Annotated in this window: 21 protein-coding genes and 3 pseudogenes; 14 read left to right on the plus strand and 10 right to left on the minus strand. The window is 60.1% G+C overall.

Annotated elements, in window-relative coordinates:
• Positions 1-30: 30 nt before the first annotated feature.
• Together G1E_RS15065 and G1E_RS28350 are read right to left on the minus strand one after the other, a co-directional pair.
• Positions 31-372, minus strand: a complete 342-nt coding sequence (locus G1E_RS15065; RefSeq protein ID WP_009685525.1) for a hypothetical protein — start codon at positions 370-372, stop codon at positions 31-33.
• 91 nt (positions 373-463) lie between these two features.
• Entirely contained in the window at positions 464-607 is a 144-nt protein-coding gene (locus tag G1E_RS28350) for a hypothetical protein (protein ID WP_156327342.1), read from the minus strand.
• 193 nt (positions 608-800) lie between these two features.
• Between G1E_RS28350 and G1E_RS15070 the strand changes: the two genes are divergently transcribed.
• Both G1E_RS15070 and G1E_RS15075 read left to right on the plus strand, forming a co-directional pair.
• Positions 801-1,025 (plus strand): hypothetical protein, encoded by a 225-nt coding sequence (locus tag G1E_RS15070; RefSeq protein WP_009685524.1) that lies wholly within the window; start codon positions 801-803, stop codon positions 1,023-1,025.
• Positions 1,026-1,163: 138 nt separating this feature from the next.
• Complete coding sequence (locus G1E_RS15075; protein ID WP_047149912.1) at positions 1,164-2,273, plus strand: Gfo/Idh/MocA family protein; 1,110 nt, start codon at positions 1,164-1,166, stop codon at positions 2,271-2,273.
• 41 nt (positions 2,274-2,314) lie between these two features.
• Here G1E_RS15075 and G1E_RS15080 read toward each other — a convergent pair whose 3' ends face one another.
• Entirely contained in the window at positions 2,315-2,779 is a 465-nt protein-coding gene (locus G1E_RS15080; protein ID WP_009685522.1) for a hemerythrin domain-containing protein, read from the minus strand.
• 188 nt (positions 2,780-2,967) lie between these two features.
• Here G1E_RS15080 and G1E_RS15085 point away from each other — a divergent pair, with 188 nt between their 5' ends.
• The 3 genes from G1E_RS15085 (at position 2,968) to G1E_RS15090 (ending at position 4,126) form a co-directional block, all read left to right on the plus strand.
• Complete coding sequence (locus G1E_RS15085; RefSeq protein WP_009685521.1) at positions 2,968-3,264, plus strand: DUF6555 family protein; 297 nt, start codon at positions 2,968-2,970, stop codon at positions 3,262-3,264.
• Positions 3,265-3,383: 119 nt separating this feature from the next.
• Complete coding sequence (locus G1E_RS28710; RefSeq protein WP_009685520.1) at positions 3,384-3,542, plus strand: hypothetical protein; 159 nt, start codon at positions 3,384-3,386, stop codon at positions 3,540-3,542.
• A gap of 59 nt (positions 3,543-3,601) precedes the next feature.
• Positions 3,602-4,126, plus strand: coding sequence for a hypothetical protein (locus G1E_RS15090; RefSeq protein ID WP_009685519.1), 525 nt, complete (start codon positions 3,602-3,604; stop codon positions 4,124-4,126).
• Positions 4,127-4,151: 25 nt separating this feature from the next.
• Here G1E_RS15090 and G1E_RS15095 read toward each other — a convergent pair whose 3' ends face one another.
• The gene (locus G1E_RS15095) at positions 4,152-5,375 is read right to left on the minus strand and encodes a zinc-dependent alcohol dehydrogenase (RefSeq protein WP_009685518.1); all 1,224 of its coding nucleotides are present in this window, start codon (positions 5,373-5,375) and stop codon (positions 4,152-4,154) included.
• Positions 5,376-5,587: 212 nt separating this feature from the next.
• Here G1E_RS15095 and G1E_RS15100 point away from each other — a divergent pair, with 212 nt between their 5' ends.
• Positions 5,588-7,186, plus strand: a complete 1,599-nt coding sequence (locus G1E_RS15100) for a histidine kinase famiy protein (RefSeq protein ID WP_047149914.1) — start codon at positions 5,588-5,590, stop codon at positions 7,184-7,186.
• A gap of 206 nt (positions 7,187-7,392) precedes the next feature.
• On the plus strand, positions 7,393-9,465 hold the full coding sequence (locus tag G1E_RS15105) for a PAS domain-containing sensor histidine kinase (RefSeq protein ID WP_033690923.1): 2,073 nt from the start codon (positions 7,393-7,395) through the stop codon (positions 9,463-9,465).
• Between the two features lie 28 nt (positions 9,466-9,493).
• Here the strand turns inward: G1E_RS15105 and G1E_RS15110 are convergent, their stop codons facing one another.
• Positions 9,494-10,351, minus strand: coding sequence for an SDR family oxidoreductase (locus G1E_RS15110; RefSeq protein WP_009685514.1), 858 nt, complete (start codon positions 10,349-10,351; stop codon positions 9,494-9,496).
• 139 nt (positions 10,352-10,490) lie between these two features.
• Positions 10,491-11,498, minus strand: coding sequence for a zinc-binding alcohol dehydrogenase family protein (locus tag G1E_RS15115; RefSeq protein ID WP_009685513.1), 1,008 nt, complete (start codon positions 11,496-11,498; stop codon positions 10,491-10,493).
• 368 nt (positions 11,499-11,866) lie between these two features.
• Here G1E_RS15115 and G1E_RS15120 point away from each other — a divergent pair, with 368 nt between their 5' ends.
• Together G1E_RS15120 and G1E_RS15125 are read left to right on the plus strand one after the other, a co-directional pair.
• On the plus strand, positions 11,867-12,049 hold the full coding sequence (locus G1E_RS15120) for a hypothetical protein (RefSeq protein ID WP_009685512.1): 183 nt from the start codon (positions 11,867-11,869) through the stop codon (positions 12,047-12,049).
• Between the two features lie 248 nt (positions 12,050-12,297).
• The gene (locus G1E_RS15125; RefSeq protein WP_033690922.1) at positions 12,298-13,845 is read left to right on the plus strand and encodes a sensor histidine kinase; all 1,548 of its coding nucleotides are present in this window, start codon (positions 12,298-12,300) and stop codon (positions 13,843-13,845) included.
• 338 nt (positions 13,846-14,183) lie between these two features.
• On the opposite strand, the gene G1E_RS15135 is transcribed toward G1E_RS15125, so the two are convergent.
• Entirely contained in the window at positions 14,184-14,420 is a 237-nt protein-coding gene (locus G1E_RS15135; protein WP_009685509.1) for a hypothetical protein, read from the minus strand.
• Positions 14,421-14,729: 309 nt separating this feature from the next.
• Between G1E_RS15135 and G1E_RS15140 the strand changes: the two are divergent.
• The 3 genes and pseudogenes from G1E_RS15140 to G1E_RS15150 all read left to right on the plus strand — a co-directional run.
• Positions 14,730-15,206 (plus strand): annotated as a pseudogene (locus G1E_RS15140) (universal stress protein); the annotation flags it as partial.
• Between the two features lie 147 nt (positions 15,207-15,353).
• Entirely contained in the window at positions 15,354-15,779 is a 426-nt protein-coding gene (locus tag G1E_RS15145; RefSeq protein ID WP_009685507.1) for a YeeE/YedE family protein, read from the plus strand.
• Between the two features lies 1 nt (position 15,780).
• Positions 15,781-16,197, plus strand: a complete 417-nt coding sequence (locus G1E_RS15150; protein ID WP_009685506.1) for a DUF6691 family protein — start codon at positions 15,781-15,783, stop codon at positions 16,195-16,197.
• A gap of 31 nt (positions 16,198-16,228) precedes the next feature.
• Here G1E_RS15150 and G1E_RS28715 read toward each other — a convergent pair whose 3' ends face one another.
• A complete protein-coding gene (locus tag G1E_RS28715) occupies positions 16,229-16,588 on the minus strand; it encodes a cupin domain-containing protein (protein WP_175442606.1) in 360 nt (119 codons plus the stop codon).
• Between the two features lie 27 nt (positions 16,589-16,615).
• Positions 16,616-17,194, minus strand: a pseudogene (locus G1E_RS28720) (N-acetyltransferase family protein); the annotation flags it as partial.
• Between the two features lie 262 nt (positions 17,195-17,456).
• On the opposite strand from G1E_RS28720, the gene G1E_RS15160 reads away from it, so the two are divergent.
• Together G1E_RS15160 and G1E_RS15165 are read left to right on the plus strand one after the other, a co-directional pair.
• Entirely contained in the window at positions 17,457-18,581 is a 1,125-nt protein-coding gene (locus G1E_RS15160) for a DUF4062 domain-containing protein (RefSeq protein WP_009685504.1), read from the plus strand.
• Between the two features lie 4 nt (positions 18,582-18,585).
• Positions 18,586-20,352, plus strand: coding sequence for an alkaline phosphatase family protein (locus G1E_RS15165; RefSeq protein ID WP_009685503.1), 1,767 nt, complete (start codon positions 18,586-18,588; stop codon positions 20,350-20,352).
• A 46-nt stretch (positions 20,353-20,398) separates the two neighbouring features.
• Here G1E_RS15165 and G1E_RS30260 read toward each other — a convergent pair.
• Positions 20,399-23,079, minus strand: a pseudogene (locus G1E_RS30260) (AAA domain-containing protein).
• Between the last annotated feature and the right edge of the window lie 400 nt (positions 23,080-23,479).

Below are 23,479 nucleotides of genomic sequence, written 5' to 3' on the forward strand. Positions count from 1 at the left end.
TGGGCACATACCGCGCTACGGCTGGCTGGCTCAACCACCGGCGCCATTACCGCCGCTGCCACCTGTGCCAGATCCGCCACCCTGACCCGTTCCGGTGCCGTTCCCTGTCCCGCCACTACCCGAGCCCTGGGTGGTGCCATCTCCACCTGTTTTATCCGTGTCATTGCTGTCGGTACCGCCGGCGCCGGTACCCATGCCATCGCTTGGTGTGCCGGACCCGGTAGCGCCGCCGTTGCCGTTCATGTGGCCGCTGTCATCCGTGTGGGTAGCAGGGGCACGCTGGTCATTCATGTCGGTGGCGGCCAGGGCCAGCGGCGCACTGGCTCCAAGGCATAGCGCCAAAAACAGCGTGTGGGGCTTGAGAGTCTTCATGGTGAGTCTCCATCAAGGTTGATCACCTTTAATTGGTCCTGGTCAGCGCACCTCCCGTGCGTTGCTGCCGACGGATGGCGCAACGCTGGTTTCAACCGTCGGACTGTTCCTCAGGCGGAACCTGGTCTTCCGGCCAATCGGGCGCTTGCACCGGTGGCTCGGGTTCGGGTACCGGCTCGCCGGGGTTGTGGGGTATCTCGTCAACATAGGGGTCGGGATGAGAAGGGTCGATCATGGTGGTTCTCCTGTAGGTGAGTGGGTATGTCGTTAGGCGGTGTGGCCGCGTTGACCGTTCCATTCAATCCGCCCATGGGTACACGAACTGACCATTCGGCAACGCCGGCGCTGGGCCTTGAGGGAAGGCAAATCAAACTTTTGCCAGCCTGCATGCTCTTCTGAATACACCTGACGTAGCTGAGGAGAAACTCATGAAACACACCGATGGCAAGACCGGCGACAAGGTTCCACGCCCCGTTTCCTCGGAAGAGGCACAACGTGGCGAGCAGGTGCCTGGGCCTGTGCTCGAGAAACCCGACCCCAAGACCGAAGCGGTAGACAAGGTGATTACGCCCACGTCCATCAAAGAGCAGGAAGCAGAAACCGAGGCCATCAAGCGGCAGTTGGCGCAGGTCGATGGAAAGCTGCGCGAATGATCAAACGCACGTCACGGTTCTGATCAGGACCACGTATCCAGCCCTGGGGCAGGCCGATATCTGGATTTTCTCCACCCATCGGCTCGCCCGAATTGATGACTCAAGCGCTCAACCATCCCGATGAAAAGGAACAGCTCAATGCCTACCGCAGCAGGCAAGATCCGCTATGGCGTAGTGGCCGGTGGTTCGATTTCCCAAGGCGCGTTCATGCCCGGCATCGGCCAGACCGACAACTCGGTAATCACTGCACTGGTCACCGGCGATGCGCAGAAGGCTACTCACCTGGCCGCCCAATATGGGCTCAAAGCCTATGCCTACGAGGAGTATGCGACGCTGTTAAGCGCCGGTGAGGTGGACGCGGTGTATGTTGCTACACCTAATTTCCGCCATCGCGAGTTTGTGATCCCCGCACTGGAGGCCGGTATCCACGTGCTGCTGGAAAAGCCGATGGGCACCAGCGAGGCGGATTGCAAAGCGATGATCGAGGCGGCGAACCGCTCGGGGGCAAAGCTGATGATCGCCTACCGCTTGCACTGCGAGCCTGGCACGCTGGACATGATCGAGCGTGTGCATGCAGGCCATTTCGGCGACCCGCGGTTGTTTACCTCGACCTTCACCCAACGGGTTAAACCTGGCAACCACCGGGCACAGAACGGTTTTGCTGCCGGGCCGGTGCCCGACATGGGCCCTTATCCGCTGAACATGGTCCGCCAGTTGTTCAATGCCGAACCGATCGAGGTCAGCGCGGTGGGGGTCCACTCGCCGGGCAGCACCCTGCAAACCTGGGACACGGTCACTGTGAGCCTGCGCTTTCCCGAAGAGCGGCTGGCGCAGTTCACCGTCAGCTACACGTTGCCAGACACCGAACGCTTCCAGCTGTTGGGTACAGAAGGCGAGATCGAAGCTTCGCCTTGCTTCGGCTACGGGGAAGGGGTCGCTATCAGTTACCGTGCCACGATCGGTGGCGAAACGCGTGTGCACGTCAACCCGATTGTCGACCAGTTTGCCGGGGAGACCGCTTATTTCTCCGACTGCATTCTGCGCAACGAGATGCCGGAACCTGACGGTGAGGAAGGCTGGCGCGACGTGCGGGTAGTGGCGGCAATCGAGCGCGCCTTGCTGACTGGCCAGCCACAACGCCTGGAGCCGTTGCCTGCGCGTGCGTTTGCTCGTCGGCGTGAGCAGCGGCGGGCCTTTGCGCTGGCAGAGGCGGCACCGATGATCAACACTGAATCGCCTACTGAATAAAGCCGGTGGCTGCGCGCCCGGGGGGGGCGCGCAGGCCAAGGTCATGCCGCTCGCTGCTCTTCCTTGAGCAATTTCTTCTGCGCCTCCATGGCCAGCCCCATTTCCTCCAGCTCCTGCTTGCCCAACAGCTTACGGGCAGTGGGGAACAGCTCGCTTTCTTCCTCCTCAATATGGTGTTCGAGCAGCTCCTTCATCACTTTGACCCTGCCGGCGAACTCTACAGTGCCGGTTTCGGTGTGCAGCAAGTCCGGGATGACCAGCGAGTCGACAGTGCGGTGTTCCTCTTTGGCCTCGTAATACATCTTGGCCTCTTCCTTGCCGCCGGCCTGCTTGATCGCCGGGTACAGGATCTCTTCTTCCAGGGCCGTGTGGATGTCGACTTCCTGCTTGATCCGTGCAAGCAGCTCGGCACGCTTCTTTACCGCGCGCTCGGTAGTCGAGGACAGTTCTTCGAGCAGTTTCTTCACCAACTGGTGGTCCTGGATCAACAGTTCGATTGCGTTCATGTGGTACCCCTCATAGGCGGGAAAAAGGTCACGGTCGCGAAGTGTTGAGCCAGCGGCAAGCGGCAAGGTTCAATGCGGTTGATCAGCGAACCGGCATACTGAGCAGGGGAATGACCAAGTGGTCAAAAATTTCTGAATTTTCTAGCGTCGGTTCACTCCATTAACCTGAATCGATGGAGGAGAGTCCAATGGCAGGGCAGCAGTTGTATGTGATCGAGTATGAGCTTCACGGTGAATTCCGCACCTTCATCATCCGCCTGGGGCGTATGGACAACGCCGAGGCCTGGCACTGGGCGAGCTGTGATGCAGGCGTAGGAATCATTCCCCGCTTTGGCCAGCACACGATCAAGAAGGTCAGCCGCCCCATGGCTGAGCGCTATGGCATCGGGAATGTGCGCTGGCGCGCCTCGGGGGATGGCCCGGAGTTCGTTGCCCAGCCCATTGATGTGAAGAAGTTCTCGAATGGCGGGCCGGGCAAAAGCTGATACCGCCTGCACGCCGCCTGCCGTTGATCCTGCTTTGGCAAGACTCGCTTAACTTCGTCGGGGGCTACAGATTCATGTTACCGGCCCTCATTACCACCACGCAGCAGAGGATAAGCACCATGACAGCGTCAGAGAAGGACAAAGCCACCGAGCAGGCCGAAACCACCGGCGAACAGGAGCGCGACAACGATGCCCAGCGCCCGGATGGCTCCGGGGGCACTTCGCATGACTCCACCGCCCAGAAGGAAGCGCGCGAGAAGGGTGAGCACGGCGCCTGAGGCTGGGCGTGCTTGCAACCGCCAGGGTTCATTAGATCTCACCCATCAGGAGCCGATCTGTGCCGCGCATCATAACCCCCACCACGCCGGAGCATGAGGTCAGCGCGCACAACGCCCATATGTTCGGCTCACCCAAGGAGCGGCTGGATTTCTATCGCGGTGAAATCCAGTATGAGACCAGTATTCTTGCCAACCGCACCGACGCCTACCTGGCCGCACAGTCATTTCTGGTCATCGCGTTCGTGTCATCGATGGGTAACCTCAACCAGAGCTGGGGCGAAATGTTCACCCTGGTGGTGCCGCCGTTTCTGGCCCTGCTTGGCATACTCAGCTCGCTCAATGCCTGGCCCGGTATCCGCGCGGCCTATCGCATCATCGAGCACTGGCAACTCAAACAGAGCCATTTGCTGCGCAGCGAGCCGTTGATGGGCCTGGCCTATGACGAGTCGCCTCTGTTCAGTGAGACGGAAACATCACAGGCCGGGCACCGTAAGTCGCTGTTGTTCTCGCTGCGTACACCGTGGATATTCCTGGTGTTCTGGCTGATTCTGGGTGCCTATGCGGTGTTCATCCAGCTGGTCTGAGCCGCCGCCGGTAGCAGACCTCGCCTCAACGATGGCGTGGTAACCCTGTGCCAACGCTCGCGGCCAGGTTACTTGGCGCAGCACCTGGAACCAGTATGACCTTGCGGCAATCGTGGCTCTTCTGATCGAACATCTTGTAGGCGAAGGCCGCCTCCTCCAGGGCCATGCGATGGGTCACGATGAGTTCGGGTTGCAGGCGCCCGTTCTCGATGTAGGTGAGCAGTTCGGGCAGGAACTTCTGCACATGGGTCTGGCCCATCTTGAAGGTCAGGCCTTTGTCGAAGGCATCGCCGAACATGAACCCGTGTACATACCCGGCGTATACCCCCGGCACACTGACGATGCCCCCGCGGCGTACAGCGGCAATGCTCTGGCGCAGCGCCTTGCCGTTACTGCCCTCGATCTTCAGTGCGGTCAACACCGCTTCGGCGGTACTGCCTTTGGCTTCGAAACCCACCGCGTCAATCACGGCATCGACCCCACGCATACCCGGGGTGAGGCGGATGATGCTGTCGGCCGGGTCGTCGTCGTCCTCGATATTGATCGGCACTACGCCATAGGTGTCGTGGGCGAAGGCCAGGCGGTGCTGGTTGGCATCGACCATGAAGATGGTCTGGGCGCCCAGCATCCGCGCACAGGCGGCACTCAGCAGCCCGACCGGGCCGGCACCGTAGATCGCCAGCGTCGAACCCTGGCCCACCTGGGCGTTGGTAACCGCCTGCCAGGCGGTGGGCAGGATATCGGAGAGGAACAACACCTTGTCGTCGGACAGTGCCGTCGGCACCTTGAACGGGCCGACATTGGCCTTCGGCACGCGCACATACTCGGCCTGGCCGCCGGGCACGCCACCGTAGAGGTGGCTGTAACCGAACAGGGCGGCGCCGGGTGGGATGCTTTTCTTGTTGACGATGGCGCCGCGGCCTCGGTTGGTGGTTTCGCAGGCGGCGAACTGGTCGAGCTGGCAGAAGAAGCAGCTACCACAGGCGATCACGAACGGGATCACCACGCGGTCACCGACCTGCAAGTGGGTAACCCCGCGCCCGGTTTCTTCGACGATGCCCATGAATTCGTGGCCGAAAATGTCGCCAGCTTCGGTCTCCGGGATCCTGCCGTGGTACAGGTGCAAGTCAGAACCGCAAATGGCTGTGGCGGTGACTCGCAAGATGACGTCGTCGTCGTGCTCGAGGATGGGATCCGGAACATTGTCGACGCGAACGTCCTGTGGCCCGTGGTAAGTCAGTGCTCTCATGGATACGACTCCTGCGGTGGCTGCTTTCAAGATGGTCCATGCCGGGGAACTCGGCAAGTCGGCAATGTTCAGAAACGGCAATTTATTGGCAAATTCGGTGGGCCACATGCGCCGGCAGCGCAGGCCCGGCAGCGCTGCTGTCTGCATTGAGCAATCTGCCCGCTGTCGTTGTCCAGATTGGACCTGCATCGGTAATGATCGAGGAGTTTTCCGTGAGCAGTAAAAAGGCCCGCGTCAGTAACCAGGCTTCAGGGGATATTTCCGAGTTGCCCCACGACATGTTCTTCGCGGCCGTGGAAACCACGCGGATGCCCATGATCGTCACCGATCCCAACCGTGACGATAACCCCATCATCTTCGCCAACCGGGCGTTCCTCGACATGACCGGCTATGAGCTGGCAGAGATCCTCGGGCGCAATTGCCGGTTCCTGCAAGGCCCGGAAACCGATACCGAGGTGGTCGCAACCTTGCGCGATAGCATCGAACAGCGTGTGGATATCGCCACGGAAATTCTCAATTACCGCAAGGATGGCTCCAGCTTCTGGAACGCGCTGTTCATCTCGCCGATCTTCAATGAGCGCGGCGACCTGATCTATCACTTTGCCTCGCAACTGGACGTCAGCCGCCGTCGCGATGCCGAGGACGCCTTGCGCCAGGCCCAGAAAATGGAGGCGCTGGGCCAACTCACCGGCGGTATCGCCCACGATTTCAACAACCTGTTGCAGGTGATGGGTGGGTACCTGGGGCTGATCGCCAATGAGGCTGACAAGACTCAGGTCGACCTCAATCGCATCCGCCGCAGTGTGGGGCACGCGCAGACGGCGGTGGAGCGCGCCAGCACGCTGACCAAGCAGTTGCTGGCCTTCGCCCGCAAGCAGAAACTGCATGGGCGCGTGCTCAACCTCAACCACCTGGTCGATGACCTGCGGCCCATGATGGAGCGGACCTTTGGCGCCGATGTTCTGGTGGAATTTGACTTCGAGGCCGACCTGCGCAATTGCCGCATCGACCCCACGCAGGCCGAAGTGGCACTGCTCAATATCTTCATGAACGCGCGCGACGCGCTGATAGGGCGCAAGCGCCCGCACGTGTTCATTGAAACCCGCAATGTGCTGGTCACCGACATCAACCATTCCTTCGACGGCCTTTTGCCCGGCAACTATGTCAGCCTGTCCGTGACCGACAATGGTATAGGCATGCCGGCCAGCATCCGTGACCGCGTCATGGACCCGTTTTTCACCACCAAGGAAGAGGGCAAGGGCTCGGGGCTGGGCCTGTCGATGGTCTACGGCTTCGCCAGGCAATCCGGGGGGGCTGCGCGCATCTACACCGAAGAGGGGGAAGGCACGACCCTGCGCCTGTACTTCCCCGTCGACGACGCCAAGGTCGTCCAGCAGCCCGCCGTGAAGACCGCCGAACGCAGTGGCGGCTCAGAGAGTATCCTCATCGTGGAAGACCGGCCGGATGTGGCAGAGCTGGCAAAAATGGTGCTCGAGGACTACGGCTACGCAGCCGACATGGTGCTCAATGCGCGGGAAGCGTTGAAGCTTATCCAGGCTGGCGAGCGCTACGACCTGTTGTTCACCGACCTGATCATGCCAGGCGGCATGAACGGCGTCATGCTTGCCCGGGAGGTGCGCAGGCTGCAACCGCAGATCAAGGTATTGCTCACGACTGGCTATGCTGAAAATTCGATCGAGCGCACCGACATCGGCGGCTCGGAGTTCGAGGTGATATCCAAGCCTTGCCAGCCCCATGACCTGGCACGGCGGGTCAGGCAGGTGCTGGATGGGCCTACTGGCGTCACCTGAGCCGCGGCCAGCGGCTGCACGACTGAGCAAGCCCTTGCAAGTTATTGAATTGTTTGCACCTGCTTGTGGTCCAACACTTGCGCTAGGGTCATAGGCTCTGTACACCTTCGTCTACAGCTTGGTCCGTGACCTGTACCAGCGTCACATGTCGGTGAGCAGCGGCTGCCGACATTGCCAGGATTATGACGCTCCCACAGAGGTGGATCATGAATAAAGAGGGGGTTGCCGCACCGTCGGCATTGAATACCCGTTCTGAATTACTCTCTATTGCAGATGATTCCTCGGAAAAATTGCGACTTGTGCTGGAGGCAGCCGCTATCGTCGGTACCTGGGTGTGGGATATTCCCAACGATCGGGTCACTGCAGACGAGCGTTTCTCCCGTTCGTTCGGCATTCCTGCGCAGCAGTGTCAGGCCGGCATCCCCTTGGCTGAAGCGTTTTCGGCGATTTACCCCGATGACCGTGAGCGGGTGCATCAGGATATCCAGCGGGCGGTGGCCAACGGCGGCGCGTTTCGCTGTGAATACCGCGTGCGTAACGAGGACGGTGTCTACCACTGGATCGAAGCCAACGGCCATGCCGAACTGGACCATAGCGGGCGAGCCGTGCGGTTCCCGGGTGTGCTCATGGACATCGAAGCGCGCAGGGCCGCCGAAGCGGAACGCGATCGGGTCTCGGCCCTGTTGCGCACATTCACGGCCGCCGTGCCGGGCGTGGTCTACGCCAAGGATCTCGACGGCAGGATGCTGATTGCCAACCACGGCGCGACGCAGCTGATTGGCAAACCGCCCGAATTCTACCTGGGCAAGACCGACCTGGAGTTCCTGGAAGACAAGGACCAGGCGCGCCAGGTGATGGAAACGGATCGGCTGGTGATGGGCAGCGGCAAGACTGTGCAGGTTGAAGAGCGGGTCGACATGCCCGATGGCTCGGCAACCACTTGGTTATCAGTCAAGGCCCCGCTGGTCGATGAAGCCGGGCAGATCATCGGCCTGATCGGCTCATCGATTGACGTTTCCGGGCGCAAGCAGGCGGAAGCTGAACTGCTGGAGCTGAACCGCACGCTGGAAAAGCGGGTCTGCGAAGCGGTTGCCGAGCGTGAGGCGGCGCAGGAGGCACTGCGCCAGGCGCAAAAAATGGAAGCCATCGGTCAGCTCACTGGTGGCATCGCCCACGATTTCAACAACCTGCTGGCAGGCATCATTGGCAGCCTTGACCTTGCCCGAATGCGCGGCAAGGCTGGGCGCACTGCAGACGTTGAGCGCTACCTCGAAGTCGCGCACCGGGCAGCGCAGAAGGCCGCAGCGTTGACCCACCGGTTACTGGCGTTTTCCCGTCGGCAGCCGTTGCTGCCCGTGCGCACCGATGTCAATGAGCTGGTCGAGGGTTTGAAGGACCTTATCAGCCGCACGGTCGGACCGTCGATTGCCCTCAAGGTCAATCTGAACGCGCAGTTGGCCACGTGCCTGGTTGACCCGGTACAGGTCGAAAACTCCCTGTTGAACCTTTGCATCAATGCCCGCGATGCCCTGGCGCAGAAGCCTGGCACGATCACGATCGCCACGGCCAACCATACCTTGGAGGCAGGCCCTGGGCTGGATGCCGAACTGCAGCCAGGCGAGTACCTGACCATCAGCGTCACCGACAACGGCATGGGCATGTGTGCAGATACGCTCGCCAAGGCGTGCGAGCCCTTCTTCACCACCAAGTCGATAGGCGAAGGCACTGGGCTGGGCTTGTCGATGGTCTACGGTTTTGCCAAGCAATCGGGTGGCCAGGTAAGGATCAGTTCTGAGGAGGGGGTAGGGACGCGGGTTGAATTGTCCCTGCCGGCAGAGAGGGGCCAGCCGCAGCTGGCGGGCCGTGCAGCACTCGAGCATGGCCTGTGTGGCCGGTGGTCTGACCGTACTGTACTGGTCGTTGACGATGAACCCTCCGTGCGCCTGTTCGTCAGTGATGTGCTCGGCGGTTTGGGGTGTACGGTCATCGAGGCGGCTGATAGCCAGGCTGGCTTGCAGCTGTTGTCTTCCGACACACGCATCGATTTGCTGGTAACGGATGTCGGGCTGCCTGGCGGCATTGACGGTCTTCAGATGGCGTCGTCCAGCCGCCAGATTCGCAAGGCGCTGCCCGTTATTTTCATGACGGGTTTCACCAACCCGGCATTGTTCGAGCACGAGCTTCTGCGCGACCCATCGGCTTTACTGACCAAGCCTTTCGCCGTAGACGAACTGGTGGCCAGGGTACATGCCATGCTGGGCGCGCAGCCCGAACGGTAATCCCGGGGTTGGCAGGGCAGCTTTGCCCTCAAAGAATCGGTTTACCACCTGTCACGGCATAGCGCGACCCGCTGATGTAGCTGGCTTCGTCAGATGCCAGCAGCACGTAGATCGGCGCAACCTCGACGGGTTGCCCAGGGCGCCCCATGGGGTAGCCGGAGCCGAAGTTCCGGACCGCCTCATCGGGCATGGTCGCCGGAATCAACGGGGTCCAGATGGGCCCCGGGGCTACGCTGTTCACGCGAATGCCCTTTTTGCCCAGCAACTGCGCCAGGCCGGCCGTGAAGTTGGCGATGGCACCTTTGGTCGCCGCATACGGCAGCAAGCTGGGGGAGGGGTCGTCGGAGTTCACCGAACTGGTATTGATGATCGAGCTGCCCTTGGGCATGGAAGGCAACGCCGCCTTGCAAATGCGGAAAATGGCGGTGATGTTGATATCGAAGGTTTTCACCCATTCATCATCGTCAATTTCCTCCAGGGTTTCGTGGGCCATCTGGAACGCGGCATTGTTCACCAGGACATCGATGCGGCCAAACCGCTCGACGGTCTTGGCCACGATGGCCTGGCAGTGTTGCTTGTGCGCCAGGTCACCAGGCAGCAGCAGGCATTGGCGGCCTGCAGCCTCGACCCAGCGTGCGGTTTCCTGCGCATCCTCATGCTCGTCGAGGTAGCTGATGGCAACATCTGCACCTTCCCGGGCATAAGCGATGGCCACCGCCCGGCCGATGCCACTGTCGGCCCCTGTAATCAGGGCGATCTTGCCTGCAAGCCGGCCGTGGCCGGTATAAGACTGCTCGCCGCAATCCGGGTATGGCTCCATCTTGCGCTGCGTACCAGGAACGCTCTGCGGTTGAGACGGGAACGGCGGGGTAGGGTAGTCGCGCATGGTAAAAGCTCCTGCAGTTGAGAATGCTCATACCGGTTCGAGGAGGCTGGTACCTGCGCGTTGGTTCCAATGCGCCGAGGAAGCGACGAGCGGTGCCACCCCTGCTCGTGAACCAGGGCGCGATTGCTTCGCGCTCCGGTCAGAAGCTTTCCAGCACGATCTTGCCCCGGGCCTTGCCGCTCTCGATGACGGCGTGCGCACGCCGGAGGTTCTCGGCATTGATTGCACCGAAGTGCTCGCCCAGGGTTGTCCGCAGCACGCCCTTGTCGACCAGGCTGGAGACACGTTCGAGCAGATGATGTTGCTTGATCATGTCGTCGGTCTGGTACAGCGAGCGGGTGAACATGAGCTCCCAGTGCAGCGACAGTGACTTGCGCTTGAGGGGCACCACATCCAGCTGCGCCGGATCGTCGATCAGTGCCAGCTTGCCTTGTGGGCGAAGCACTTCTACCAACTGGTCCAGGTAGGTATCGGTGTGCGTCAGGCTGATCACATAATCCACGCACTCGAGTTCATGCGCTGCAAGCTGAGCGGCGATCGGCCGGGTGTGGTCGATGACATGATCCGCACCCAGTTCCTCGATCCACTGTTGGCTTTCAGCCCTGGAGGCGGTACCGATCACCGTCAATTGCGTAAGCTTGCTGGCAAGCTGGATCAGGATGGAACCCACCCCGCCGGCAGCGCCGACCACCAGCAGGCTTTGCCCTTGGCCAGCCTGCTCTGCAATGCCCAGGCGGTCGAACAGCAACTCCCAAGCTGTGATGGAGGTCAACGGCAACGCCGCAGCATCAGCGTTATTCAAACTACGGGGCTTGTGCCCGACGATACGCTCGTCAACTACATGCAGCTCGCTGTAGCTGCCCGGGCGGTCGATGGCGCCGGCGTAGAACACTTCGTCGCCGGGCCTGAACAACGTCACTTCAGGGCCCACCTCGCGCACAACCCCGACAGCGTCCCAGCCAAGCACCTGTGGCTGTTGGCCGCCACGGCTTGCCCGTATTTTCGTATCGACCGGGTTTACCGCAATGGCCTTGACCTCGACCAGCAGATCCCTGGCACCCGCCTGGGGCGCGGGCAATTCTGTGTCGTAGAGCGACTGTGGGTCCTGAATGGGCAAACCGGGTTGGGTATAGACGACGGCTTTCATGGGTTGTATCCAGCGGCTGGGAAAGTGGGTGCAGGCTAAGCATTTCAATTGATTGGAAAAACAGCCTGCATGAAGCAAGACTTTCTCTGCAGGCGTGAAAATGCATTGAGGGCCTCGCGACCCGGCCCCGGTTTGCGCTTGCCCTGATGGGGCTGTGAAGTGGTCAGCCATTCACTTAGATGAATAGATAATGTGCAAATTCTGGAGAATCAGAATAAACAATCGAAAATATTTTCGGCGGTGGCGTTTTTAGGCAGCACATTCCCTGGCCGGCGCATCATCATATTGACCAGCATGTGGCCTTACACGGGCCGCTTGCCTGCGGGGTGAATCTCACCCCAATCGAACCTCCCAAAAGGAACGCCATCGTGCACCACGTCAAATATGACCTGTCCGAAGCCCAGACCAGCCTTGAGTACATCCTCGAACAAGTCATCTATGGCACGGTGGTTGTCATCGTGCGCAATGGTATTGAAATTGCCCGGGTTACCGCGGTAGAAGGTTTGAGCCAGCGTGCTACGCGGCCCATGGCCACCCCGTATGAGCTGTAGCAACGCTGCAGGGGGCGCGACCCACCGGCTGAACAGGCACAGCGCTGCTGCACGCCTCGTCATAATATGCACCGCCCCCTGAATTTACCGCGTAAAGTGACCATTGAAGTCCAGCCCTACGCTGGCGCAGCGGGGCGAGCACTGGCGCGCGTACATCGATTAGCGGCTATTGTAGGAGGGCGGTAAGCGAACCGCCTTCGCTGCGTATGGAGGCTGGACGCGTTCCTGCACACTACAAAGGGAACCCTATGCAGCAACTACCTACGGACGAAACGATCCGTGCAGCCTTGAATCGAACCCATGCACGCCTTCACCGACAACATGAGCTGGTTGTCGAGTTTGGCGTGATGTCGTTGCAGGTCACAGAACTCGACCTGCTGCTGACGCGCGCCTGTGAAGTGGTTGCCGAGGGCATGAATACGCGCTACGCCAAGGTGCTCCAGCCTGAATTGGACGGCGACGGTTTCGTCCTGTCCCATGGGGTTGGCTGGGATGCTGCAGACATCGGCAGGGCTACCGTGGGTGCAGATGAAGCCAGCCCGGCAGGGTATGCGCTGGCCACCTACAGGCCGGTACTGTCGAACCATCTGGGCATGGAAAATAGGTTCCGCACCCCTGAGCTGCTGAAAAAATACGGTATCGAGCGCGCGATCAATGTACCGATTCGCGGTGTACTCGGCCCATTCGGCGTGCTTGAGGCCGACAGCAGCAATGGTGAGGATTTCGTGGAAAGCGACCTGGTGTTCCTGGAAGGGATCGCTACCGTCATTTCACTGGCTGCCGAACGGATTGCCGCAGGGGTCGAGGCGCCTCACCCCGACCCCTATTCCGAGACGATCCTCAATGCCAGCCCTGACTGGGTGGAGATCATGTCTGCCGACGGGCACATCGAATTCATGAACGAAGCTGGCCTGACCTTCATGAACACCAGCGCTGCCGAAGTCACAGGCCAGTGCTGGCATGAGCTGTGGCCAGAAGAATCGAGGTCGATTGTGTGGGAGGCGCTGTGTAAAGTCGGCGCTGGCGAGACCATTCGGTTCGAAGCGTATTGCCCGTTATCTGCTACTGAGCCGAAATGGTGGGATGTGACGGTGGCGCCGATCATGGGCGTGAATGGCCAGGTTGAGCGAGTGATCGCCGTTTCGCGCGACATCACCGCACGGCATCAGTACGAGGCCCAACTGCTGTCCCTGATCGAGGCGCAGAACACCAGGCAAGACCGCAGCGACCTCTATCTGGAGGAGATTCATCATCGGGTCAAGAACAGTTTGCACCTGGTGAACACACTGCTGCTGTTGCAGGCAAACCTGGCAGCCGACGCGGCGGTCAAGCTGCAGCTTGAAACCGCGGCTGGCCGGGTAGTCACCATTGCCAGTGTTCACGAGCGGCTGTACCAGACCGCTGAAGACCAAGTCGTGCATGCTGAAGAATATCTGAATGCATTGCTCGGCGATTTGGGCAAGGCCTTGGCAGACCGCAAGATCGTTCTGGAGGCAGATGATTTCGTGCTGCCGCCTGAACGTATGGCGCCCCTGGGCCTGGTCATCTCCGAGCTGATCACCAACGCGCTCAAGTACGGCAAAGGCACCATTGACGTGCTGGTCAAGCATGCAGGCGACCATGCACTGCTCACTGTTCGCGATGAAGGTGATGGCTTCCCGGACAACTACCCCAAGCCGACGGGCACCGGCCTTGGTATGCGCTTGGTCAAAAGCTATTCCGGGTATGGTAGCGCCGCGGTGACCATTGACCGCCAGGCCAGCAAGAGCTGTATTCATGTCCGCTTCAAGCTCTAGCCTTGCCGGCGTTGGCAGCCTGCTTTATCGACTGCGCAAGGTGTCCAGGGCCGGCGACCAGACGCCATGGCCACAACGTTCGCAGCAGCGCGTATCTTCAGCCTCATGGTAGGTCGCAAAGCCGCAGCCCACGCAGCTGTATAGCCCGGCCGCGGGCGGCGAACTGTATTCGGGCCGGTGTTCGGCAGGCAGCACGGACAAGCCCGGGCGGGTATCCTCGGCAGGGTAGAAATACAGGCTGAGGTCGCCATCGGTCTCCAGCAGCGTTCGACCGCAGGTAACCTCGCAATGCTCCGTGCGCAGCGGCCTGCGGCAATCGTTCAGCGGGCTGATTACCTTTATTCGCTGGCCTGCAGTTTCGCCCATTGACGGTAGGCCGCTTTCAGGCTGGCAGGCAAGCAGGGCGGATCACCCTCGATTTTACTGTGTGCCGGGTGGCTGCCCTTCCATTCCATCAGCCACGCGATCAGCGCTGGGCGCGTACCGGGGCAGGGGCCAACCTGCTGCTCGAGGGCATCGGCGATGGGGCCGAGGGTTTCGATGTAGTGGTCGAGTTTGGCGAGTGGGTCGTCCATGCTAGTGAACCTCTATCGATTGCGCAGCAGCGGCGCTACTGCCATCAGCGTATCTAGCATGGCACGGTCAGGGCTTGCAGTCTTCCATTGGCAGGCTCGCCTTTCTCCAGGGCCAGCAGAGCCGGCATGTCGAGTGTTTCCACCAGGCTGCCGCGCAGGTTGACGATACCTTGCCTGACGGGTGAGGGCGTTGCGATGGGGTCAGGTTGTGCCTGGCGTCCGGCAACCGGTTGATCTGCGTCAAATACCCGCGTTGGGATGAATGCCGTTGTCGTGAGCGCGTCAGTTGACAAACGTCAAGTCTGCCGAGCATGGCCCCGCACCATCCTGGCGGCGGTGGACTTGTCCAGGCCAGAGGATCAGATCGAGGGTTTCAATGACCAGATCATCAGCGAGGCGCTGAAACTGGCCTTGCAGTGCAATGCGCAAATCGAGTTGCTCTATGCCTACGACCTGGGCTCGATGTACCTGGACGCCGACGGTAGTCGGGAACACGCCTTCCTGTTCGACTCCAACTTGGCGCACACACTTCATGAAGCCCAGAGCGATGCCTTCCAGGCGCTGGCCGAGCGCAACGGCATAGCGGCCGAGCACCGCCATATGCGCATCGGTGACCCGGCCAAGGCGCTGGCCCTGTTCATGGACAACCATGACACCGACGTGCTGGTGATGGGCAGCTATCACCACCGCGGTATTGGCTGGTTCATTGGCAGTACGGCCGAACGGGTACTGCACCGCTTGTCGTCCAGTGTGCTGGTGATCTCGCCCGAGCGTTCTCAAGGTTGACTTGGCAGTTGTGATGGGCTGCACGACAGCACCTGCGGTGCGTTGGCACAGACACTGTTCGCGACCGTCAATGGAGGCTGCCTGCCAGCAATGCCATAATGTCGACGTCGGTGTTTCCCTTACGTGGCATTCTTCGAGGCGCTGTGCATGAACGATTTCACCCCTTGGACGGCGCTGGCAGGCGGCGCCTTGATTGGCCTGGCTGCTGCGCTGTTTGCCGTGGCCAATGGGCGTATCGCGGGTATCAGCGGCCTGCTCGGGTCGTTGCTGCAACGTGGCGGAGAGGGGGGTGGCGAGAAAGCGTCATTCCTGCTCGGCATCCTCGCCGCGCCGTTGCTGTGGCAACTGTTTACGGCCCTGCCGCCTGCGCACTTTACGGTTTCGCCCGGGTGGCTGGTGGTCGCCGGGCTGCTGGTCGGCCTCGGCACTCGTTACGCCGCAGGCTGCACCAGCGGCCATGGTGTGTGTGGCCTTTCCCGATTGTCGCCGCGCTCGGCAGTAGCAACGCTGAGTTTCATGGTGGCCGGGTTTGCCACCGTCTATATCCTTCGTCATGTGCTGGCAGGTAACTGACATGCAGCGGCTCAGTGGTTTTCTGGCTGGCGTGTTGTTCGGCCTGGGGTTGTTGCTATCCGGCATGGCAAACCCCGCGAAAGTGCTCGGGTTTCTCGACCTGGCCGGGCGCTGGGACGCCTCGCTGGCGCTGGTCATGGTTGGCGCCATCGGCATCGCTTTGCTGCCCATGACCTGGGCGCGGCGGCACAGCGTGGCGTTGCTGGGTGGCCGGATGCAGTTGCCGACGCGGCGCGACATCGACCGGCGGCTGGTGGGCGGCAGCCTCATGTTTGGGGTCGGCTGGGGGATCGCTGGCATCTGCCCGGGCCCGGCACTGGTGCTGCTGGTTGGCGGCTACTGGCAAGCCTGGCTGTTCGTGGCGGCCATGCTCGTGGGCATGCTGGTATTCAGCGCCGTGGAAGCGTCACGCCGCTGAATTGACAGGCGCGCCCACGCGCCTGCGCCGACTAGTTTGCGGGCACGAGGATCACGAAGTTCTTTTTCATGTCCTCCAGCACAGTCCACTTGCCTTTGGCGCCGGGCTCGATGATGAACGTGTCGCCTGCGGCGAGGGTGACCGGCGCACAGCCGTCGAGCTCGATCACGCAGCGCCCGCTCAACACATGGCAGAATTCCCAGACTTTGTAGTCGATACGCCACGCTCCGGAACTGGCTTCCCATTCGCCGGAAATACGACCTTGCTGTTCATCGTGGTAGTACTTGGACGTCAGGGTGTGCGGGTCGCCTTCCACCACCTCTTCGAAGAAGGGCAGGTCGCGCACCGGTTGGATATCCCTTTCGCGGAACACGGTCAGTTTCTGGGTCATGGTTATTTCTCGTGCGGGTTGGGGGTTAGGGCGATACATCAAATAGGCTTCGCCGGTGACGGCGAGCATCGGGTGCGGCACGATCTGGCAGGTTTTCACGATCTTGAAGCCATGGCGTTCGTAGAAGCGCCGTGCACCGTGGTTTTCCGCGTAGTCGATCAGGCACAGGCCCTGCAAGCCGAGGTCCTCGGCGCGTTGCTGGGCGTGGCGAAGGAACTGCACGCCCAGGCCCTGGCTGCGCCAGGCCTCATCCAGGGCCAGGCTGGAGATGTACAGGGTGTCGGGTATTTCCATGTCGGCGTAAGGCGCGAGTACCGGGTCTGTCTCGACCTGCCGGTCAGGGGCCGCATGCAGTGCATAGCTGTGCATCATGCCGATGACGCGACCTTCGCAGGTGGCCATCAGGCAGTTCTTGTATGAAAAATCGCCCTGTTCCCTGGCATAGCGAGCCGCGCCCACACTCAGCAATGCTTCTCCCGGCGCGGCCAGCTTGCTCCATATGTAATCGGCCATGCCTTCTGATGTCAGTTGAAAGAAGCGCGCGATATCGGGCGCGTCCGAGGCCTCGGCAGGTCTGAAGTGGGTAAGCATGTCCAGGGCTTCCATGGGATCGGGTGGCGGGGTGGCGGATTTACACCGTTGACCGGGGAGGGTAGGCGCTTTGCAGGGCGGGCATGATGCTCCAGGCGAACACTGTCGGCACAATGCGCGACGGTACGCCTTTGCTCAGTTGCAGGTGGCTGGCCACATTGACGGCGGCGAATAGAGCGCGAAAGTTCGGTTGCTTGGATAACCTGGCATATAGCGGCAGGTGAATTCGCGTCTATGATTTGAGCGTCGATCCTCGGAAGTCGAGGCAGGAGCAGGGATGGCCCAGTCAAAGAAAATCAGAGTCATGCTGTCCAGCCGTTGTGATGATCGTTTCCCGGCGAGCAGCGAGCAAACCCTCAGCAGCATCCGAGCGCAACTCAAGCATGAGATAGAGGGCACGCTGCTGTTTGGCAAACAGGTATTCGACGTATGGATCAACGAAGATGCCCCCCCGTCGGATGGTTTGCAGGACAGTTGGGACGCCTGTTTGCAAGCCGTCAGGGATTGCGACGTGCTGCTTGTGCTTTCCAATGGCAATGCGGGGTGGGCTAGTGGTGACGGGGACATTGGGATTTGTCATGCAGAGTACATGGAAGGATTGGCCACTGCCCGAGGGAAGGTGCGCTTCATTGCCATGCCAAATATAGCGACCGATTCTGGTCTGGACGCGCAGGCTACGCGCAACCTGCGCTTCCAGGCATTCATTGAACAGCAAAGTCCCTTCAGGGGGGGCATGGTTTCAACCGTTGAGCAACTGCGTAGCCGCGTTCAGGAAGCGTTACTCGACGCGTTGGTCGTTCTGACTCAGCGCGGTGTAGCCGCTGCGGCTTCGAGCCGTTTCGACATGGGCCAAGCGCTGGATTGGACACGCATGGACTTCCGTCAGCGCAAGCGAGCGATGGAAGCGGTCCTGTTACAGGCGCTCAATGGCGGCAACACTCCTGCTAGCGAAACGTACGCCATCGTTCCAATTGCCGGGCTGAACGTGGTTGTGTTTGCCCATGCCATTCCGGCTGCATTCACGGTCGCCGCTGCGCGTGAGTTGGTGGGTAAGCCTTTTCTGCATGATCACGAACATGCTGACCTTTTGAACGGTGCCGAAGGACCGCTGCATTTGATCGCTTGTCATCGTGGTGCCACAGAGCTTCAGGCCACGGCGTTGCTAGGCTTTGCTGATGCCACGGTTGTCAGCGGGTCATTCGGTATTTTTGTCGCTGACGATATACAAAAAGTCCAGTTTGCGTTTTTGGCCAACTGTCGCGATGCGTCGCAAACGCGCCACGCACTCCAGCGTTTCAGGGAGTGGCTGGAGCAAACGGGTGAAGCACAGGCACTGGCGAAAAGAGCCGCTTCACGCGCCAAAATCGTCAAAATCATTGCCGACGAATTCGAGGGGAGATAGCAGGATGTCCAGAGCACTGTTTACTGTAGGCCCCGTCTTGTCGTTCCGTGGGGTCAGCGACACTGGGCAGTGGCAGGTAACTGCGTTGGTCGGCGTTTTAGCGGGGGCCGCCTTCCCTGCTTTTTCTGTTGATGGCAAGCGCTGCGAGGCGCCGAAGGTTTTGCTGAAGCGGGCGAAAGAAACCATCCTGCGTTACGACCTGAGCTGCGCTCAGCAGGCCCAGGAGCGTACGGTTCAGTTCGGCGTGGGGCACGGAGGGCTGCAATGGCATTTCTCCGTTCCTGGAAAAGACTATGCCCCAAGGATGGCCTACGTTTCTTGCAATGGCTTTTCCGATCCAAGTGGAATGCGCAAGTTGGTGCGCCCCGAAAACGCCGTCTGGGCGGACTTGATCAGCAACCACGACCGTGATTTGCGTGCTGCAGGGTATGTGCTGGACAAAGAGCAGCTTTGGCACGAGAAGCGGATCCATGACAAGGGACTGAAGCGGTTCCATTTGCTGCTGATGGGTGGGGACCAGATTTACTTTGACTCGATCTGGGAGGACCTGAAACCGCTGAAGAAATGGGTCGGAATGGCGCGAAAGGATCAGCTGGCGTTCAAGGTCAGTGCAGCGCTGGAAAAGGAGATTGAGTCTTACTATTTCGGGCTCTATGCCAGTCGTTGGCTGCCTGATGCTCGGCGTGACTGGGGGCACACTAAACCGAATCTTGATTGCGCTGATGCGATGGCGAGAATACCTACGGTGATGATGTGGGACGACCACGACATTTTCGATGGGTGGGGATCATACAGTCCGGCCATGCAGCACTGCGAGTTGTTTCAGGTGATGATGCTTCATGCGCGCAGGGCGTTCTGGGTGTTTCAGTTGCAGCATGCTGTTGAAGATTTGCCCCCTGTAAGATTGCTCCAGCGTGCCGATGTGTCCCAGCAGGATCCACACTATGAGCCCATACCCTGGAGCGTTCATTTGAAGGGCGACCAGTTGGCCTTGCCGCTCCTGGACGACCAGCCAGGCTTCAGTTTTGGGTATCACGTGGGACCCGTGTCGTTGTTCGTAGCTGATCTACGCTCGGAGCGTTCACGCACGCAGGTTATGGGCGCCGATACATGGAGTGCCATGCAGGCTTGGCTGAATACGCTGCGTGACGGTGAGCCCGTTCATCCTGGGAGCAAATGTCAGCATTTGATCTTCATGTCCTCCGTCCCTGTCGCGCACCCCAAGCTGTCCCTGGCTGAAGGTCTACTCGATACGTTTGGCCAGGACCATGTGCTCGACAGCAATGCGGATGATCTCAAAGACCACTGGTCGCACGGTGACCACGAAGGGGAGCGCAAGCGATTGCTGGAATCGCTGACCCGTATCGCTGAGCAGAGAATGCTGCGGGTCTCCATTGCATCCGGTGATGTGCATGTCGCCGCCTGGGGCAGTTGCTATCGTCGGGATATCCCACCGACATCAAACTGGGCGCAGATTCAGCAATTCACTTCGTCAGGCGTGGTGCATCCGTCATTGATTGGCGTGGCTGAACGGCTGTTTCTTCAGTTGCTGAATCATACCGCTGGCAAAGTGCAGTCCATTGACGTGCAACACTGTGTCGAAATGATGCTGTTCCCGGGTTTCAACCGCTATGTGATGCCGGCGCGCAACTGGTTGGCGTTTGAGTTGGACATGGGGGATGAGCGAGGGTGCAAGCTGTGGGCGACTTGGCGTTGTGAAACTGAGGAGGGTTTTTCCAACCACCTGCAAGCGGTGCATCCGGCTCAATAGTAGCCCCGCCGCGCCGGTGCAACTGCCCGTAGCAGCCCGGTGTCGCCTAATCGCCCAGAGCAGGTGTGGACCACCGCGCGAGAAACGCCTCAATTCTGCGCTCAATATCACACTCCACCGTCCGCAGCCGGATGATAGGAAGACCGCAGGCGGCCAGAATCTCATTCTTCATGACGTCCCGAGCGGCCTGCACAGGGTGATCGTGATACCCGCCATCGACCTCGATCACGCCAACTGGGGTCTTGCCAACTTTAAAATAAAGTACGAAATCGCAACTGGCGCGGCGCATAAACGCCCGCTGGGCTTGCGTCCACTCGAACTTGCCCGTCGATACGAGCTTATCCAGGTGGACCTGCGTATGGTACGTCAATGCATGGCAGGCCGGCGCTGAAAGCGCTTCGCGAAGCAGTTGCGCCACGATCTGCTCCGACTTGTAGCGTGAGTCTTCGGGCCGCAGACGGGCCTTGAGGCGTTCCAGTGACTGGTCGTACTCGTGGTACAACAAGTCGAATGCCGACACCACTGGCGCACGGACAATCTGCTCATCCTGCGCGTAGTAACTGATATAGCGGATCAGCGCGGCGATGTGGCCATTGTTCTCGGTGAAAACCTCGTCACCGGTCACAAGGGTGAAGCGATGTTTTGCCCGCGACACTGCCACGTTGATCATGCGTGGGTCGTCGACGAAATCCAGACGCCTTTGCGCCTGGTTGCTGCGCTTCTTGTCCAGCACGGTGGAAAAGACGATCTCGTCGCACTCGCGCCCCTGGAACTTGTGCACCGTGTCCTTGATGAAGTCCGCTGGCAGGTGCTTATCGCAGAGTTCGACCTGTGCCCGGAACGGGGCGATGTAACCGCGGCCTTCACCGTCCATTGCAACGGACTGCCCCTCGTCTTCGAGCACTTTCAACAAGGAGTCCAACTCCCGAAGGTTGGTGTTCTTGCGTGCGTGGTTGCCTTTGGCTGTCACCACAAGACGTAGGGGCTCGTCGCCGTTGTTTACGGTCATCGGCACCAGTGCGTTGTCATAGAATTGCTGATTGCAAAACTGGATGATCTTGGGGTGGCAGCGGTAATGCTCCTTCAGCAGCGTCCTTGGCAGCGCCTCCTGGAACACGGCAATGCACGAATCCAGCAGACTGTGTTGCTCGCAGTCGTAGGCCGCGGCCGGCGCCGGCAGCCCCAGTTTCACGGGGATGTGCGGCAACTGGCGGTTGTCGCCGACAACGATCAGGTTCTTGGCGCAGCCCAGCGGCAGGATGCCCGGTACTATGTCCTGCAACGACGCTTCATCGATGATCACGTAGTCGAGAACCGCCCCTGGCGCGATCGAATTGATGATCGAGTGCGTGCCGCTGGCCAGGATAGGAAAACGTTGCATGAAGGCATCAAACTCCCTGCGGTAGCTTTTCATATCGAAGCTGGATTGCGGCGGAACCTGGCCTTGCACATGCTGTTTCAGGTGGTGCATCGATGCCGTTGTCAGTGCTTTGAGTAGGGTCGTGAAGTTCGCACGCGCCAACGTTTCGCGGCACGCCAGCAGCTCGGTTTCCTTATCCTGTAGCGACCTGTCGTAGTAGTGCATCTGCAGTGCATGGAACGCGGCCATGCGTGCCTCGCCTTCGGTGAAAGGCTTGGTGCGAAAGACTCGGAATTACAACAGCAGCTCGATGCGATCCTTGAGCTTCACACGTCGCTCGCCCAGGTGCGATAGGTAGGCCATAAGGTCGGCAGTCTTGCGCGGGGTCAGCCTGTACTTGTCCAGCGGCATAACCTGCACACCGTTTTCTGCCTGCCACTGCTGCAGATAGCGCCGCTCGATGACCAGCTCGTCCATTTCAATCTGCAGTTGAGCCGCCCGGTTGTGGTCTGCCAGATGCTGCTTCAAACGGGTCAGCAAGCCCTGGATCTCTTCCAGAGACGGCGCCGGCCCAGCCACGCTGGGTGGCCATGCAGGTAAATCGTCGAAGAACGCTTCGCGGTTTTTCTCATTGCCAAGTTTGGCAACCAGGTGGCCCAGGCCGCATTTTTCCAGTTTCTCGTAGACGTTTGCCACGGCCGCATTGTTGTTGGACACCACCGCAACCCTCTGCCCGCGCAATAGGATGTTGGCGATGATGTTGAGAATGGTCTGAGTCTTGCCGGTTCCCGGTGGGCCTTCGATCACGCTGATTTGCGCACTGAATGCCCGCTCGACGGCCTGATGCTGGCTTTCGTTCAGACCGAACGGATAGATGAGCCCCTGACTTGGTGCGAGCGTTCCATTGCGCCCGGTGCAATAGGCTTGCAAGGCAGTGCTGGCGAGAGCTGGCAGTTGTCCAAGCTGAGTCACCACATTGCTGGCAATGGCACGATCTTCCTCTGATCGCGCTTCAGCGCATCGGCCTTTCGCAATCGCAGTGAAATAACCGAAGACAGACGTGTTCTTGATCGAGGTAGGCTCGATCAAGACGATGCCGTCCATCTTGTGAACGTAGGGCCTGGTACCGCCCGGATAGTGCACTACCGCATAGCGCTCGTCGTAGATCACCGCCTTGTCGATGGGTTTGACGATCATGCTGCCAGGTTTGGTCAGGAGTACATTGTTCAACTCGCGGGAAGGTGAGACTCGGCAGTTATTCAGCGGACGGGTGTCAGCGCCAACGCTTCGTACTTTTCGCTCCAGCCGATCGTCCAGTCACTGATCTTTGCGGTTTTGTCCTCACCATCCACCTGAATCGAAGCCATATTACCTGTCCCTGTGCGCATGACATTCGGTTACGTCTTGTACCGGAGGCTGCTTTTCCTAATTAATGCCATAGTGCCATCATTGTTCAGTGGTTTGACAGCTGCTGTGGGCGTTTTCCTACAACGCATTGCCAACGACGCCTTGGAGAAGGGCGGGCAGACTGAGGTCCTAATCGGCGCTGCGGGGGTTGATGCATGGCTCCCCAAAAAATCGTTTGGGATGGCAGGCTCTTCATGGGTGGTTTCTACGCGGCTGATTCGGCGCTCTCTCTGATTTAGCGGGGGCTTGTGGGAGCGGGCATGTCGAGGCGTCGAACCGCCGCGAATACCGGCGTAGCCGGTGCCAGCTACCGCGTTGGATTCTTCGCGGCGGGTCGACGCCTCGACACGCCCGCTCCCA

Origin of the sequence: Pseudomonas sp. TJI-51 (assembly GCF_000190455.2) — a bacterium.
Classification (GTDB): domain Bacteria; phylum Pseudomonadota; class Gammaproteobacteria; order Pseudomonadales; family Pseudomonadaceae; genus Aquipseudomonas; species Aquipseudomonas juntendi.